At 55.6% G+C, this 15511-nt stretch carries 10 protein-coding genes and 1 tRNA gene; 7 read left to right on the plus strand and 4 right to left on the minus strand.

What is annotated here, in order from left to right:
* The first annotated feature begins 216 nt into the window (after positions 1–216).
* From recJ to ACTQ34_RS13045, 4 genes are read left to right on the plus strand one after another with little or no spacing between them, the layout of a single operon-like run.
* Positions 217–2292, plus strand: a complete 2076-nt coding sequence (gene recJ / locus ACTQ34_RS13030) for a single-stranded-DNA-specific exonuclease RecJ (protein WP_441364196.1) — start codon at positions 217–219, stop codon at positions 2290–2292.
* Positions 2293–2311: 19 nt separating this feature from the next.
* Positions 2312–4495 (plus strand): RelA/SpoT family protein, encoded by a 2184-nt coding sequence (locus ACTQ34_RS13035; RefSeq protein WP_441364197.1) that lies wholly within the window; start codon positions 2312–2314, stop codon positions 4493–4495.
* A 27-nt stretch (positions 4496–4522) separates the two neighbouring features.
* Positions 4523–5287 (plus strand): HAD family hydrolase, encoded by a 765-nt coding sequence (locus tag ACTQ34_RS13040; RefSeq protein ID WP_441364198.1) that lies wholly within the window; start codon positions 4523–4525, stop codon positions 5285–5287.
* Positions 5288–5299: 12 nt separating this feature from the next.
* The gene (locus ACTQ34_RS13045) at positions 5300–6070 is read left to right on the plus strand and encodes a TatD family hydrolase (RefSeq protein WP_441364199.1); all 771 of its coding nucleotides are present in this window, start codon (positions 5300–5302) and stop codon (positions 6068–6070) included.
* A gap of 49 nt (positions 6071–6119) precedes the next feature.
* Here ACTQ34_RS13045 and ACTQ34_RS13050 read toward each other — a convergent pair.
* Positions 6120–6193, minus strand: a tRNA-Gly gene (locus ACTQ34_RS13050).
* A 136-nt stretch (positions 6194–6329) separates the two neighbouring features.
* Here ACTQ34_RS13050 and ACTQ34_RS13055 point away from each other — a divergent pair.
* Entirely contained in the window at positions 6330–6902 is a 573-nt protein-coding gene (locus ACTQ34_RS13055; protein WP_441364200.1) for a biotin transporter BioY, read from the plus strand.
* Positions 6903–7044: 142 nt separating this feature from the next.
* On the opposite strand, the gene ACTQ34_RS13060 is transcribed toward ACTQ34_RS13055, so the two are convergent.
* Together ACTQ34_RS13060 and ACTQ34_RS13065 are read right to left on the minus strand one after the other, a co-directional pair.
* Positions 7045–8259 carry an FprA family A-type flavoprotein gene (locus tag ACTQ34_RS13060; RefSeq protein ID WP_373164537.1) on the minus strand — a complete coding sequence of 405 codons (1215 nt, stop codon included), beginning with the start codon at positions 8257–8259 and terminating at the stop codon, positions 7045–7047.
* A 23-nt stretch (positions 8260–8282) separates the two neighbouring features.
* Positions 8283–10193, minus strand: coding sequence for an acyl-CoA dehydrogenase family protein (locus ACTQ34_RS13065; RefSeq protein ID WP_441364201.1), 1911 nt, complete (start codon positions 10191–10193; stop codon positions 8283–8285).
* A 487-nt stretch (positions 10194–10680) separates the two neighbouring features.
* Here ACTQ34_RS13065 and ACTQ34_RS13070 point away from each other — a divergent pair, with 487 nt between their 5' ends.
* Both ACTQ34_RS13070 and ACTQ34_RS13075 read left to right on the plus strand, forming a co-directional pair.
* Positions 10681–11589, plus strand: a complete 909-nt coding sequence (locus tag ACTQ34_RS13070) for a hypothetical protein (RefSeq protein ID WP_441364202.1) — start codon at positions 10681–10683, stop codon at positions 11587–11589.
* A 7-nt stretch (positions 11590–11596) separates the two neighbouring features.
* The gene (locus tag ACTQ34_RS13075) at positions 11597–13375 is read left to right on the plus strand and encodes an S-layer homology domain-containing protein (RefSeq protein ID WP_441364203.1); all 1779 of its coding nucleotides are present in this window, start codon (positions 11597–11599) and stop codon (positions 13373–13375) included.
* Positions 13376–13445: 70 nt separating this feature from the next.
* On the opposite strand, the gene ACTQ34_RS13080 is transcribed toward ACTQ34_RS13075, so the two are convergent.
* Entirely contained in the window at positions 13446–15422 is a 1977-nt protein-coding gene (locus ACTQ34_RS13080) for a fructose-1,6-bisphosphatase (RefSeq protein ID WP_441364204.1), read from the minus strand.
* Positions 15423–15511 lie beyond the last annotated feature (89 nt).

Here is a 15511-nt window from a genome sequence, read left to right on the forward strand (position 1 = left end):
GTGGAAGGAGAAGTCTTCTCCATTCATGTTTGTACTTTTTTGGCCTTTATACGCCAGAAACCCGGCTTATGCCTGACGCATAGGCCGGGTTTCTCGACAGACTGAAGCGGGCATTTCTTTGCGAAATGCCCGCTTTTGACAATTTGCATAAAAATGTTGAGCTTTGTGGCGTGTTTTGGTATAATAATGGTAATATAAAATAAATGAGGGAGACATATGAAAACAAAGCGTTGGGTGATTGCCGACCCCGCCGAAGCGCGCGTGCGTGCGCTGTCGGAAGAGGGCGGGTATGCCCCGCTGGCTGCAGCCGTTCTGGTGGCGCGCGGCATCGACACGCCCGAGGCCGCAGCCAATTATCTGAGCTGTGATACATCCGGCCTGTACGACCCGTTTCTGCTGGCGGATATGGAAAAAGCTGTCGCGGTCATACGCGGCGCCATTGCGCGCGGTGAGCATATTGTGGTATATGGTGACTACGATGTGGATGGCGTGACTGCCACCTGTACACTGGTGGATTATCTGCGCAGCTGCGGCGCAGCCTGCGAATATTATATCCCTAACCGCTTGCGCGAGGGCTATGGTCTGTCCCGCGCGGCGATGGAGGAACTGTATGAGAAGGGGACTCGTCTGCTGATTACGGTCGATTCCGGCATCACTGCCGACGAGGAGATTGCAGTCGCGCGCGAGCTTGGCATGCAGGTGGTTATCACCGACCACCATGAGTGCCACGACGCGCTGCCCGCAGCGGACGCGGTGGTCGATTACAAGCGGTCGGACTGCACTTACCCGTTTGACAGTCTTGCCGGTGTGGGCGTAGCGTTCAAGCTGATCTGCGCGCTTGAGGGCAATGCGGAGACTGTACTTGAACGGTACGCGGATTTGGTGGCGCTGGGCACGGTTGCAGACGTGATGCCCATTACGGGCGAAAACCGCATCATCGTGGCGGCGGGCCTGAAGAAAATGGCCGAGACCGGCAACGTCGGTCTGGAAATGTTGCTGCGCGAGTCAGGTATGAAGCACAAACGCCTGACCTCTTCGACCATCAGCTTTGTGCTGGCCCCGCGTATCAACGCGGCAGGCCGTATGGGGCGCGCGGAGCTGGCCGCCGAGCTGTTTCTGACGCATGATCCGGTGCGCGCACAGGCGCTTGCTGCGCAGCTTTGTGAGCAGAACAAGCTGCGGCAGAATGAGGAAAACCAGATTTTAACGCAGGCGCTGACCCGTCTGCGCAAGGAATATAATCCGCTGGAGGATAAAATTATTGTGCTGGCGGAAAAAGGCTGGCATCACGGCGTAATCGGTATTGTCTGCTCACGCCTGTGCGACCGATACGGCTGTCCGGTCGTGCTGATTTCGCTCGATGAGGACGGCACGGGCAAAGGTTCGGGCCGCTCGGTGGCCGGGTTTAACCTGTTTGATGCACTCACCTCGTGCGAGGACCTGCTCGAGCGCTACGGCGGGCACGCGCTGGCTGCCGGCCTGACCGTGGACGCGGATAAGGTGGATGCGCTGCGCGAGCGGCTGCGCGCCTATGCTGAAACGCACGTCACCATGGCGGAGCTGGTGCCGCAATTGCACATTGACTGCATGGTGCGTCCCGAATGGCTGACCGAGGAGAATATCGAGGCGCTGAACGTTCTTGAACCATACGGCATGCGCAACGCCGAGCCGGTGTTCTGCATGAAGGACATGGTGGCGGAGGATATTACGCCCATTTCGTCCGACCGGCATGTACGCATGACGCTGGTCAAGGACGGCGTGCGCTTTTCCGCAATCTGGTTCGGCACAGGCGCGGGCGGACTCGGCTTTGTAGAGGGCAACTACGTCGACGCCGCTTTCCATCTGGAAATTAACGAGTTCCGCGGCCGCCGCACGGTACAGCTGACGTTGTGCGATGCGCAGCTGAGCGACTGTGAGCATCTGGCCGACCAGAAGCTGCTCAACGTGTACAATACCTATATGGCCGACGGGCCGCTGACCGCGCGCGAGGCGCGCCTGCTGCTGCCTGACCGAAAGGACTTGGTGGCGGTGTGGCGGCATATCGTGTGCCGCGCGGAGGACGGCCGCCTGTCTGTGCCGGATGGCGCGCTGTCGCGCCGTGTGGCGTGGGAGAGCCGCCGCGATATCAATATCGGCAAGCTGTTTGTCTGTCTGGACGTGTTTTCCGAGTCCGGGCTGATTAGTTATCATTTCAAGGAAGGGATGCTCAACATCCTGCTCAAGCCTTACGAAGGTAAGGCGGATATATCCGGTTCGGTCGTTCTGGCCACGCTGCAAAGCATGGCGGGCTAACGGAATGGGGGAACGAAGTATGCAAAACAAACTGGATTTTTTAATCGAGCGCGTGCAAAAGCAAAACCCACAGGCGAATATTCGAAAAATCCGTGCGGCTTATGAGTGCGCGGCTGCCGCGCATGAGGGACAAAAACGCAAAAACGGTGAGCCGTATATCATCCATCCGGTTTCGGTTGCGGAAATCGTGGTCGAAATGGGTCTGGACACCGACTCGATTTGCGCGGCGCTGCTGCATGACTGTATTGAGGATACCAACTTCGGTTATAAGGAAATCGAAAATAAATTCGGCACGCCGGTTGCCGAGCTGGTCGACGGCGTCACCCGTCTGGGCATGCTGCGCTACTCCAAGGAGCAGGAGCAGTTCGAGGACCTGCGCAAGATGTTCCTCGCCATGGCGAAGGATATCCGTGTCATTCTCATCAAGCTGGCCGACCGTTTGCACAATGCGCGAACCTTCCAGTACCTGCCCGAGCGCAAACAGCGCGATAAGGCACTGGAAACCATGGAGATTTATGCGCCGATTGCCCACCGTCTGGGCATGAGCCGTATCAAGTGGGAGCTGGAGGACCTTTCGCTCAAAATCCTCGACCCCATCGGCTATAATGAGATTGTCGAGGGTTTGAAAAAGCAGAGCGAACAGCAGGAGGAATTCCTCAAGCGAATTCAGGAGCGCATCAGTGCCAAGCTCGCAGAGGCGCATATCAAAAACACGATTTCGGCGCGCGTCAAGCACATCTATTCAATTTACCGCAAGATGTACGCGCAGCACAAGACAATTGACGAGATTTACGATATCTGTGCGGTGCGTGTAATCGTCGACACCGTGGCCGACTGCTACAACGTGCTCGGCTATGTGCATGACCTTTATAAGCCGATTCCGGGCCGATTCAAGGATTATATCTCCACGCCCAAGCCCAACGGCTATCAGTCGCTGCACACGACGGTCATCGGGCGCGCGGGTGTGCCGTTTGAAATCCAGATTCGCACGACCGAAATGCACAAGATGGCGGAATACGGCGTGGCGGCGCACTGGAAATATAAGCAGGGCCTGACCAAAAAGGGCAACGAGGAAACCTTTGCGTGGATTCGTCAGCTGCTGGAAGCACAGCAGGACACCGAGGCCGAAGACTTCATCAAAAACATCAAGGTCGACCTGTTTGCCGATGAGGTGTTCGTCTTTACACCCAAGGGTGATGTGGTCAACATGCCTGCGGGCGCGACCCCAATTGACCTTGCCTACGCCATTCACTCGGCGGTCGGCAACCGCATGACCGGCTGCAAAATCAACGGCCGTATTGCGCCGATTGACAGCCAGCTGAAAAACGGCGATATTGTCGAAATCCTGACCTCCAAGGAGGCGCACGGGCCGAGCCGCGACTGGGTCAAAATCGTCAAGACCACCGAGGCGCGCAACAAGATTAAGCAGTGGTTCAAGAAGGAGTGCCGCGAGGAGAATATCGTCAACGGCCGCGAGGACCTGGACCGTGAGCTGCGCGCCAACCTGCTGTACAACGGCTTTTATGAGAACGAGGAAGTGCGCAAGAATACGCTCAATAAGTTCTCTTTCAACACGCTTGACGAGCTGTACGCCGCCATCGGCTACGGCGGCATCACGCTGACCAAGGTCATCAACAAGGTAAAGGATGACGTCGGCAAGCTGCGCCGCCAGCGTGAGCTGGCCGAGCGCGCGGCGCATCCCCAGCCGGAGCAGCAGCCCAAGCGTGTCACCCGCTCAACGACCGGCGTGGTCGTCGAGGGCATCGACAACTGTCTGGTCAAGTTTGCGCGCTGCTGCACGCCGATTCCGGGCGATGAAATCGTCGGCTTTGTGACACGCGGTTACGGTGTGTCCATCCATCGGCGCGACTGTGTCAACGTTCACATGCAGGAGGACCCGGACCGCTGGGTACGTGCGTGGTGGGATGAGGATTTGGCTATTTCCGACCGCGCCAACCGCTTCTCTACCGGTTTGCAGATTTCTACGCGCAGCCGTATCGGCGTGCTGAGCGATGTGACTGCGGTACTCGCCGCGTGCAAAATCAACGTGCACGAGATTTCCGCACGCGACCTCAACGACGGCTATGGCGTCATCAACGCGATGGTGGACGTTGCAGGCGTGCACCAGCTTGACAACCTCATCAGCCGTCTGCGCTCCATCAAGGGCGTGGTGGATGTGACACGTACGGTGGACACCAATTGACAAAAGATAAACCCAAAAGGAACAACCATGCAGAAAAAATATTTCTTTTTTGATATCGACGGCACACTCAGCGTTGGGCAAACTATGGTCATGCCCGAAAGCGCGGTGCGCTGTTTGGAACAGCTGCGCGCCAATGGGCACTTCACAGCGCTCGCTACCGGTCGCTTGCAGGCGTCGGCGGCGGGATTTGCCGCGCAGCACGGTTTTACGGATTTCGTCGCGGACGGCGGGTACAGCCTGACCGTCGGCGGCAAGATTGTGGAGATGAAAAGCCTGCCGACGGCAGACTGCATCGCGCTGATTGACCGGCTGGAAGCAGCGGGCATCCCGTGGGCGGTCACGCCGGTTAATGAGCGCATTTGTGTGACCACTGACAAACGCTATCTGAACGCTGCGCCGCCCGAATACTTCCCGACGCGATACGACCCGGCATTCGATTACCGCACATTGCAGGTGCTGTATAAGGTCAATATTGCGTGTACGGCGGAGCAGGAGAGCGATATTGATTTTGGCTCGTTGCCAACCGTGCGGTACAATCGTGATATCCTGCTCGTTGAGCCGACCGAAAAGCAAAACGGCATTCGCCGCATGGTGGAGCGGCTTGGTATTCCGAATGAGGATGTAGTCATCTTTGGGGATGGCACGAACGATGTGTGTATGTTCGGACAGGGCTGGTTCTCGATCGCGATGGGCAATGCGCGTGATGCGCTCAAGCGCATGGCGGATTATGTGACTGACCCGGTCGATCAGGATGGCCTGTGGAATGCCTGCTGTCATTTCGGCTGGATTTAAGGAGAGACGCACATGTTGTTTGATACCCATGCACATTATGATGATGAACGCTTTGATGAGGACCGCGACGCGCTTTTGTCCTCCATGCCGGCGCACAATGTCGGATTGATTCTCAATCCGGGCTGCGATGTGGAGACTTCGCGCAAGGCAGTGAGCTATGCACAAAAATACCCGTTTGTATATGCTGCAGTCGGTATTCATCCGGAAAATATTAATGAAAATTGGAATAGTGACCTTGCGGTCATTAAAGAACTTGCCCAAACCGAGCCGCGCGTGCGGGCCATCGGGGAGATAGGACTGGACTACTATTGGGAGAAGGACGAACGCGCCCGCGCACAGCAGCAAGTTGTGTTCGCGCATCAGATGGAGCTGGCGCGTGAGCTGGACAAGCCGGTGATTGTGCATGACCGCGACGCACATGCGGACTGTCTGGAGATTGTGCGGCGGTATGCTGGTACACGGGGTGTATTCCACTGCTTTGCGGGCAGTACTCAGATGGCACATGAGCTGTTGGACTTAGGCTATTATCTGTCGTTCACAGGTGTGATTACCTTCAAGAATGCGCGCCGCGCGATTGAGGTCATCCGGGAGGTGCCGCTGGACCGGCTGATGGTGGAGACAGATGCACCCTATATGGCGCCCGAACCGTTTCGAGGTCGGCGCAATTCGTCGCTGTATGTTTATCGTATGGCCGAAACAATCGCGCAGATTAAAGGGATGGATGCCGCGGAGGTGGAACGCATCACCACCGAAAACGGCATGCGGCTGTTTGGCATCAATTGAGTCAGTTGAAACAGAATACAAAAAAGCCCGCCAATGGCGGGCTTTTCCTTGGAGCGGATGATGGGAGTCGAACCCACCTATGCAGCTTGGGAAGCTGCCGTTCTACCGATGAACTACACCCGCAAACAGTAATTTCATTATACTGAAATGGCAGCACTTTGTCAAGAATAAGTAAACGTAAACCAAATCAATTAAATAAGTTGACAATGCGGCGGGCGTATGATATACTCGTACCGAAAAACGGAAAAGGAGTATTCTCATGGAGCAGAATCAAAGACCAAACACCCGCATGCTGGTGCTCAGCGCCTTGTTCACCGCTCTGGTGGCGGTCGGCGCATTTATTCGCATCCCAATCCCGTTGTGGCCGTTTACGCTGCAAACCTTGTTTACGACCATGGCCGGCTTGCTGCTGGGACCGCGCTATGGCACATTGGCATGCACTGCTTATATGGTGCTGGGATTGGCAGGATTGCCAATCTTTACGTGTGGCGGCGGACCGCAGTATATTTTCCAGCCGACCTTTGGCTGTATCATCGGCTTTGCGCTGGGAGCGCTGGTGGCAGGACTCATTGTGCAGCGTGCACCCAAACGGTGCTTCGGTACTTATGTGGTTGTCGCACTGGTCAACATCGTGGTTGTATACGTGATTGGCATGGTATGGTTCTGGGGTGTCAAGGCGTTTTACCTCAATGACCCCATCGGCATGTGGACCCTGTTTGTCACCTGTTTTGTGCCGACCATCGGTGTGGATATCGTCAAGGCATTGGCGGCGGCCGCACTGGCGGCACGTTTGGTTCCCGTGGTGGGGACCTATCGTGTACCGGCAGCGTGAACTGGTCGATAGCCTAGCAATTTTTGAAGCATACATGTTTTACATGCACAAAAGCGCCGCCCCCTGCGGTATCATCCGGCGGGGGGGCGCTTTTTGGGAGTCTATGGATTTTTTGGTGATACAAACCAAAATAAAGAGTTGCTTACTGGTTGACCGATTCGACAATGACGTCCGCCAGTGCGTCCAGCTCGCTGGCCTTGTCGGGAAGCAGTGCGGAGGCCATGGAAAGACGCTCGTTGAGCACGGTCATGTTCTTGAGCTCCTCATCGATGAACTTCTGCATCAGGTCACCCGATTTAACTGCCCACGAACCGTTCTCAATGATGGCAAAGGTGCGGTTCTGCAGGTTGAGTGCCTTCATGTCCATCAGGTAATTGTGCATAACCGGATAGATGCCCAGGTTATACGTGACGGATGCCAGTACAACATGGCTCAGGCGGAAGGTTTCGGAAATCAGGTAAGAAACATGGGTGTTGGAAACATCGTACAGCCAAACGTTGGTGACGCCTTTTTCGCACAGACGGCTTGCCAGTGCCTGCGCCGCGGCTTCCGTGTTTCCATACATCGAGGCGTATACGATCATGACGCCCTTTTCCTCCGGCTCGTAGCGGCTCCAGTGGTCGTACTTATCAATGAAGTATCCCAGATCCTTGCGCCAGACCGGACCGTGCAGCGGGCAGATAAACTTGATTTGGTCCAGAATGCCAGCCGCTTTTTTGAGCAGCAGCTGAACGTGAGGGCCATACTTGCCGACGATGTTGGTCAAATAGCGGCGGGCATCGTCAATCCAGTCGCGGTCAAAGTTGACTTCGTCCGCGAACAGCTTGCCGTCCAGAGCGCCGAACGAACCGAACGCATCGGCCGAGAACAGCACGCCGTTGGTGGTGTCAAAGGTCACCATAGCCTCGGGCCAGTGTACCATGGGCGCGGCGACAAAGGTCACCACATGCTTGCCGAAGCTCTGCGTGTCGCCTTCCTTGACTTCGATGAGTTCGTGGTCATCGATGTCAAAGCCAAACTGGCGCATGAGCATGAATGCCTTTTCGGTGGAAATCACCTTGACGGACGGGTAACGAATCAAAACCTCCTCGATGGAAGCGCCGTGGTCGGGCTCCATGTGGTTGATGACCAGATAATCCAGCGGACGGCCGTCCAGCAGGTGCTCGATGTTTTCCAGCAGCTGGCGGCAGGCCGACCAGTCGACCGTGTCAAACAGCACGGTCTGCTCATCAAGCAGCAGATATGCGTTGTAGGACACGCCGCGCGGGATGGGGTGGATATTTTCAAACAAAGCAAGACGATGGTCGTTCGCGCCGACCCAATAGAGATCGTCCGTTACATTGCGTACGCAGTACATATATTCTCCTCCTTATTTTCCGGTCAGCCTTCAATAAACATCTCTTTGCCTTCGCCGCATTCCGGGCATACCCAGTCCTCGGGCAGCTTTTCAAACAGCGTGCCGGGAGCGATTTCGGCATCCTCATCACCCAGTTCGGGGACATATTCGTAGCCGCAGCCGCCGCAGACATAGCGCTTGCCGATCGGCTCGGGCTTGGGAACGGGCGGGCGCTTCATCTTAACCATGGGCGGAGCAGGCTGCTTTTCGCCGGTATCGAGCGCAGCGGTCAGCAGCGGCAGGATTTCATTGACGTCACCCACAATGCCGTAGTCACAGTTCTTGAAAATGGGCGCATTGCCGTTTTTATTGATTGCTACGATAGTCGAAGCGTCCTTGATGCCCTTGAGGTGCTGAATGGCGCCCGAAATACCGCAGGCGATGTACAGATTGCCCTTGAATTTCTGACCGGACATGCCAACATAACGGTCAAGCGGCACGTATTTGAGTGTTTCTGCAACCGGACGGGAGGAACCAACTGCAGCGCCCGCAGCGCGCGCCAAATCCTCGACCAGCTTCATGTTTTCCTTGCTGCCGATGCCCTGACCGGCGGAAACCACGCGCTCGGCCTGTGTAATCGGGGTGTCGATCGGAATGCCGACCGTAAAGTCGTGGCCGTCCTTCTGGAGTGCCGCAACCAGTGCTGCGACCTTTTCCTCCGCGGAGCCTTCCTTCAGAATGTTGCGCTTGCGCACACCGGTTACCGGTGCGGGCTTCTTCGGACGGCTGGACGAGCCGCCTTCGCTCTTGGGCGGCTTGCCCAAAATGTTTGCAGCGATAACGACGCGCTGAATTTCATTGGTGCCCTCATAGATCGTGGTGATCTTGGCGTCGCGGTACATGCGCTCCACATCCATGCCCTTGAGGAAGCCAGTGCCGCCGAAGATTTGCAGTGCATCATTGGTCACTTCAAGCGCAATGTCCGAGGCGTACATCTTGGCCATGGCAGCTTCCGTGGCGTACGGCTCATGTGCTTCCTTCAGCTCTGCTGCGGAGTAAACCAGCATGCGCGCGCAGCGCAGCTTGGTTGCCATATCCGCAATTTTGAACGAGAGCGCCTGCTGGAAGCCGATCGGCTTGCCAAACTGGACGCGCTCCTTTGCGTAGTCGACTGCCGCTTCGTATGCGCCCTGTGCGATGCCGAGTGCCTGCGACGCGATACCGATGCGTCCACCGTCCAGCGTTGCCATGGCAATTTTGAAGCCCTGGCCTTCCTTGCCGAGCAGGTTTTCCTTGGGAACCTTGACATCATTGAAGATAAGCTCCGCAGTAGACGAGGAGCGAATGCCCATTTTGTCATAATGGTCGCCGAAGGTGAAGCCTTCCCAGCCCTTTTCGACGATGAACGCCGAGATGCCGCGGGTGCCGATATCCGGCGTGGTGACTGCGAACACGACATAGGTATCCGCCTTGGGGGCGTTGGTGATGAAAATCTTGCCGCCGTTGAGCAGGTAATAGTCGCCCTTGTCAATGGCGGTGGTCTCGGTGCCGCCCGCGTCCGAGCCGGCGTTGGGTTCGGTCAGGCCAAATGCACCAATTTTCTCGCCCTTTGCCAGCGGGACGAGGTATTTTTGTTTCTGCTCCTCGGTGCCGAAAGCGAAAATCGGCCAGGAACCGAGCGATACATGGGCGGACAGGATAACGCCCGTGCCGCCGTCCACGCGCGAAAGCTCTTCAACCGCAATCGCGTAGCTCAGCACATCCAGACCGGCGCCGCCGTACTCCTTGGGGTAAGGCAGCCCCATAAAACCGAGCTCGCCCATTTTCTTGACAGCTTCCGCCGGGAATTCATTTTCTTTGTCCATGAGGAAAGCCTGTGGCTTTACCTCGCTTTCCGCAAAAGCGCGGATTTCAGCGCGCAGTTTCTCATGCGCGTCGGTGGTTCGGAACAACATGGGGAAACCTCCTTAATCAGCATTGCTTTTAAATGATATGTATTATCCTTAACTGATGATAAAAGAGTACCATAAAGGTATTGTTTTAGTCAAGTGCAATTTGCACAAAATTCCCAATAAAAATTTATATACAAATAATTATTTATGCAAAATGAATAAATAAAACTGGCACGATTCGACTATAAAGTCAAAAAGAGGTGGTTTTGGATAGGAGAAACGTGGTGTGAAGGGGAGACAGAGGGAGCGCAAAAATAAAACGCCTTCGGGCATACGCCGTTCATTTTCGTTTGTTTAACGGATGAATGCTGTCGGGGTGCCGGCAGGATATATTCCAATGCTGCGCACAAAATGGGGCAAAAACATGAAAATCCTTCGCTTCTTTTCTTGCTATATCGTACAAAAAGGTGTTTTTGCGTTCTTTTCTTTTGTAAGGTGCTGTGTTATACTCTACCATAGATAGATATTGACTGGATTGGGAGGGATTTCTATGCCGAAGCAACCACAAGGCAAAAAAACATCTGCGGAACAGAACCTGGAAAAGCGTCACCGGACACGCCGCCGGCTGACCATCCGCGGTGTGCTTTCGTTTTTTATTGTGTTGACCTTTGTGCGCGCAGCGTTCATGCACCGATATGAAAACATGTTTGTCTGTGTGCTGTCGCTGGCGCTGTTTTGCGTACCGATGCTGATTGAGCGCAGTCTGGACATTGATATTCCGCCGCTGATGGAAGCGATTATTTACTGCTTCATTTTCGCCGCGGAAATCCTTGGGGAAATTAACTCGTTTTACACGATTATTCCGGGGTGGGACACCATGCTGCACACCATCAACGGCTTTTTGGTTGCGGCGGTTGGTTTTTCGCTGGTGGATTTGTTTAACCGCAGCGAGCGGTTTACTTTTAAGCTGTCGCCGCTGTTTCTGGCCATCGTGGCGTTTTGCTTTTCGATGACAGTCGGTGTTTTGTGGGAGTTTTTTGAATTTGGCGCGGATCAGATGTTGGGAACCGATATGCAGAAGGATTTTATCGTGCAGAACATCAATTCGGTCTCGCTCAATCCAGATGGTCTGAATAATGTCGAGCATGTGCAGGTGGAAAGCTTGGTCGTCAACGGGGAGGACTGGATGCAGTTCCCGGGCGGCTATCTGGATATCGGCCTTATCGATACGATGAAGGATTTGCAGGTCAATTTTATCGGTGCGGTGGCGTTTTCCATTATTGGTTATTTTTATGTAAAAACACGCGGCAAGGGCAAGCTCGCCGCGTCGCTGATTCCGATTGTGCTTGACACGCAGAAGAACGAACAGGAACAAAAAGAATCAAAGAAAAATGCTCCGGACAGGGAACCAAATGCGGACCAGTCCCGTCCAATCAATCAGAACGACAAAAAGGAGTAGTTTTCTCATGAAAAAGCAAGTGACCGCGGCGTCTCTCGCCGCTCTGGTGGCGATTTCTGCGCTGCCGATTTCTGCGTGTGCGGCCGCGATGAACGATCAGGCTCCGATAAAAGTGCCGGTACTCAACACGACCGACCATATGCAGTATATGAATGGCTATGCGGACGGCACGTTCCGTCCGGATGCGCCGATTACCCGTGCCGAGGCCTGCAAGCTGATTTCCTCGCTTCTGACCGAGTCCTCCGGCGGCGGGGATTACCTGTTCACCGATGTGCCGCAGAACGCGTGGTATGCCGCGGCAGTTGGAGAGATGACCGGCTATTCGCTCGTGGGCGGTTACAGCGATGGCACGTTCCGCCCGGACGCAAACATTACGCGCGCTGAGTTTGTCACCATCCTGTCCCGCATTCCGCACGATGATATCGGCACCGAGGGCAGCTTTTTGGATGTACCCAAGACCCACTGGGCATATAACGCGGTGCAGACCGCACTGGCACAGGGCTGGGTTGCAGGCGACCCGTCCGGCCTGTTCCGTCCGGATGATTCGATCACCCGTGCGGAGGCTGTGACCGTACTCAACCGCATTCTGGGCCGCACGGGCGATGCGGTGATGGCGTCCACCGGCGAGGGTATTCGTGTGATGCCGGACGTGCCGGACACGCATTGGGCATATCTGGCGATGCTGGAGGCGACAACCGACCACGAATATGAGCTGACCGACAGCGTAGAGCATTGGACTTCGTATGACAAGGAGACCACCACACTGGCGGAAGGCTGGCACAATATTAACGGCTTGCTGTTCCATGTCAACGGGGCGCAGCAGTTTGATTATAATACCACGGTGGACGGTCTGGAACTGGACCGCAACGGCCGCTACACGACCGGCCCGGAGGAGCTGGACAAGCTGCTGACGCAGGCGGTTGCGGGTGTGGTCAATGATAAAATGACGCAGATGGAGAAGCTGCGCGCGGTTTATGACTACGCCAAGAAAACCTTCGGCTATCTTGGCATCGGTACGGTCGATACCTCCAAGGACGGCTGGGAGATTGAGCAGGCCATTAAGATGCTGACCGATAAGCGCGGCAACTGCTACTCGTGGTCGAGTGTATTCACATACCTCGCCCGTCAGGTGGGTTATGATGCAAAGGCCGTTGTTGGCACGGGCGTGTCCCCCAAGGGCAGCGAGTCTGTGCATGCATGGACGGAGATTACGATTGATGGCGTAGCCTATACCTTCGACCCGCAGATTGAGAGCGTGTATGCGCAGCGTTACGGCGAAAACTATGATCTGTTTATGAAGAAGTACGGCGAAGCCGAGTGGGGCTACAAGAAGGCGGAGGAGCCGGAGCAGCCTGTCGAGCCGGAAGCGCCGGAAGCTGATGCTTCTCTGGTGGCGCTGATGGATAAGATTTACGGCGACAAGAAGGACATCATGGTTGGTCAGACCGTGCTGTATAACGGTATGGGTGCGGATGGCACGACGCAGCCGCTGACCTGGTATCTCGGCACGGAGGATGTGAAGTTTGAGGCCGGTCTTGCGTCTGAGGCCATGATTTCCTCGCAGGCGCATTCGATTGTCCTGCTGCGGATGCCGGAGGGCGCGGATATGGAAGCGGCCAAGGCGAAGATAGCGGAGAGCATCGACCCGTTCAAGTGGGTATGCGTGGGCGTCAATCCGGATAAGGTGCGCGTGGAGAGCAACGGCAATCTCATCTGCGTGGTTCTGGATGACGAAAACGGCGATTACTACGCGGACAATTTCTTGTCCTTTGCAGTGGCAGAATAAAGCGATAGAAAAGCAAATAAAAGGCGCGCAGCCATCTGGCTGCGCGCCTTTTTTGCCTCTTTGTCGCGCGTTAATTGTCGCGGTTGTCCTCTTTGATCTCGCCGCGGCGGAACGCTGCGAGCAGTTCTTTCAAATCGTCTATGGTCTGCTGAAGCGCATGGCCGATATCGGTTTCGCGAATGCGGATGCGATTTTCCGAGCGGTCGAATGCCATGGAAGTGGACAGAATATCCTTGTTGTCACGGATGGCAGTCTCCTTGCCGGGGAACGGCTCGTGCGCTGTGATGTGGATACCCCACGAATCAAATACCAGCGTGTAGCCTGCGATGCCGGTTGTCGGCTGATAGGCGCGGCAGAAGCCGCCGTCGATTACGATCAAACGGCCGCCCGCCTTGATGGGGCTTTCGCCGTCCTTGGTTTTCACCGGCACATGGCCGTTGACAATGTGGCAGTGATCGCCCTCCAGACCGAATTCCTGCAGGATGCGCACGCAGGCAGCGTCCTCATTGTAGAAGGAGTAGTAGGGGTTTTTCGGCTCAGCCCATGTGGATTTATCCTCGATCAGGCGGCGTTCAAAGGTAGCGATGCGGTCGCGCCCGAAGGAGGGGGAGTTGCGTCCACACCAGAGAAACCACAGAAAATCTTTGCCGAACTGCCGTTCTTCCGTACCCTCGCGTGCATAGTAGCCCTCGCGTGCGACGGTTTCACACCAGTCCATCAGCGCCTTGCCGGATAACTGTTGCCCGCCAAAAGAGAATTGCAGAAATTCGCCCTTGTCATCCATCGGGATACAGCCATGGAACAGCAAATTGCCATTGAAGCATTTGTACAGCCCGCCTTTGGAATAGAGGAAGCCGATGTGGCGCTGCAATTTTTCGCTGCGCAGGAAGGAGTTTTTCAGCTGTGCCATCAGCGCGTGCTCTTCGGGGGTCAGACGGTAGGGGTCTTCGGGGTCGATGGTCGGGAAGTCGCAGTCGCGCAGCTTGTATTCGCCGGTCGGCAGCGTGACCGTACCCTTTTCAAAGTCAATCTTGTCAAGCAGCAGACGGTCGTCCATGTGGAAGGAAGGGTTGCGCCGTATGGTCTGCCCTTCGAGCTTGAACTGGATGATGGCAATCGCCTTGTGCATGCGTGCAGCGCGCGCAGTGTCTACACCGGTTTGCTCGGCCTGTTCCAGTGTCTTGGGCAGGAAGCAGGATACGTCGCGGCCGCGGTAGGTTTCGTCCGCAAACAGCGCAAGCGGGCGCAGACTGATGCCGTAACCGGTTTCAATGACATCCAGATTGTTATAAGTAATGGAGTTGCTCAAAACGGTCGCAATACAGGTGCGGCTGCCGGTAGCGGCACCCATCCACAGTACGTCGTGGTTGCCCCACTGGATATCGACCGAGTGGTGCTCCATCAGCATGTCCATGATGATATCCGCGCGCGGACCGCGGTCGAAGATATCGCCTACAATGTGCAGGTGGTCGACCACCAGCCGCTTGATAAGGTTGCACATCGAGATGATGAACTCCTCGGCACGGTCGGTTTCAATGATGGAGGAGATAACTGTGTCAAAGTATTCGCGCTTATTATAGATATCGTTGTTCTTGTTGAGCAACTCGTTGATGATGTCGCCGTTCCAGCGCGGCAGGGCGCGGCGCACCTTGGCGCGAGTGTACTTGGAGGCACACAGACGGCAGATTTCAAGCAGACGGCTGAGCGTGATGCGGTACCACTCGGCGCGGTCGGGCGAGGCTGCGACCAGCTCCTCGAGCTTTTCTTCCGGGTAGTAAATGAGCGTGGCAAGTTTGGCTCGCTCGTCGGCGGGCAGACTGTCGCGCAGCACAATGTCCACCTTTTCTCGCACTGCGCCCGAGGCGTTGTTGAGAATATGTACGAAAGCATCCGCTTCACCGTGCAGATCGCTCATGAAGTGCTCAGTGCCCTTGGGCAGACTGAGAATCGCCTGTAGATGGATGATTTCACTGCTGGCCGCGCGCACATTGGGATATTGCAGCGCGAGCAAACGCAGATATTTTTGACGGTCGGTGCGATTGTCCATGGAAAAACTCCTCTCTGATACCACTTTTCTTTAGTATGCCATAAACCAGGGGGAAATACAAAGGTATTTCTGTAAACTCAAAGAAAATC

Origin of the sequence: Agathobaculum sp. LCP25S3_E8, assembly GCF_052117165.1 — a bacterium.
Taxonomy (GTDB): domain Bacteria; phylum Bacillota; class Clostridia; order Oscillospirales; family Butyricicoccaceae; genus Agathobaculum.

Coding starts and splice junctions, on each gene's coding strand:
- ACTQ34_RS13035 (WP_441364197.1), top strand. CDS start 2,312: ATGCAAAACAAACTGGATTTTTTAATCGAGCGCGTGCAAAAGCAAAAC.
- ACTQ34_RS13045 (WP_441364199.1), top strand. CDS start 5,300: ATGTTGTTTGATACCCATGCACATTATGATGATGAACGCTTTGATGAG.
- ACTQ34_RS13070 (WP_441364202.1), top strand. CDS start 10,681: ATGCCGAAGCAACCACAAGGCAAAAAAACATCTGCGGAACAGAACCTG.
- ACTQ34_RS13080 (WP_441364204.1), bottom strand. CDS start 15,422: ATGGACAATCGCACCGACCGTCAAAAATATCTGCGTTTGCTCGCGCTG.
- ACTQ34_RS13065 (WP_441364201.1), bottom strand. CDS start 10,193: ATGTTGTTCCGAACCACCGACGCGCATGAGAAACTGCGCGCTGAAATC.
- ACTQ34_RS13060 (WP_373164537.1), bottom strand. CDS start 8,259: ATGTACTGCGTACGCAATGTAACGGACGATCTCTATTGGGTCGGCGCG.
- recJ (WP_441364196.1), top strand. CDS start 217: ATGAAAACAAAGCGTTGGGTGATTGCCGACCCCGCCGAAGCGCGCGTG.
- ACTQ34_RS13055 (WP_441364200.1), top strand. CDS start 6,330: ATGGAGCAGAATCAAAGACCAAACACCCGCATGCTGGTGCTCAGCGCC.
- ACTQ34_RS13040 (WP_441364198.1), top strand. CDS start 4,523: ATGCAGAAAAAATATTTCTTTTTTGATATCGACGGCACACTCAGCGTT.
- ACTQ34_RS13075 (WP_441364203.1), top strand. CDS start 11,597: ATGAAAAAGCAAGTGACCGCGGCGTCTCTCGCCGCTCTGGTGGCGATT.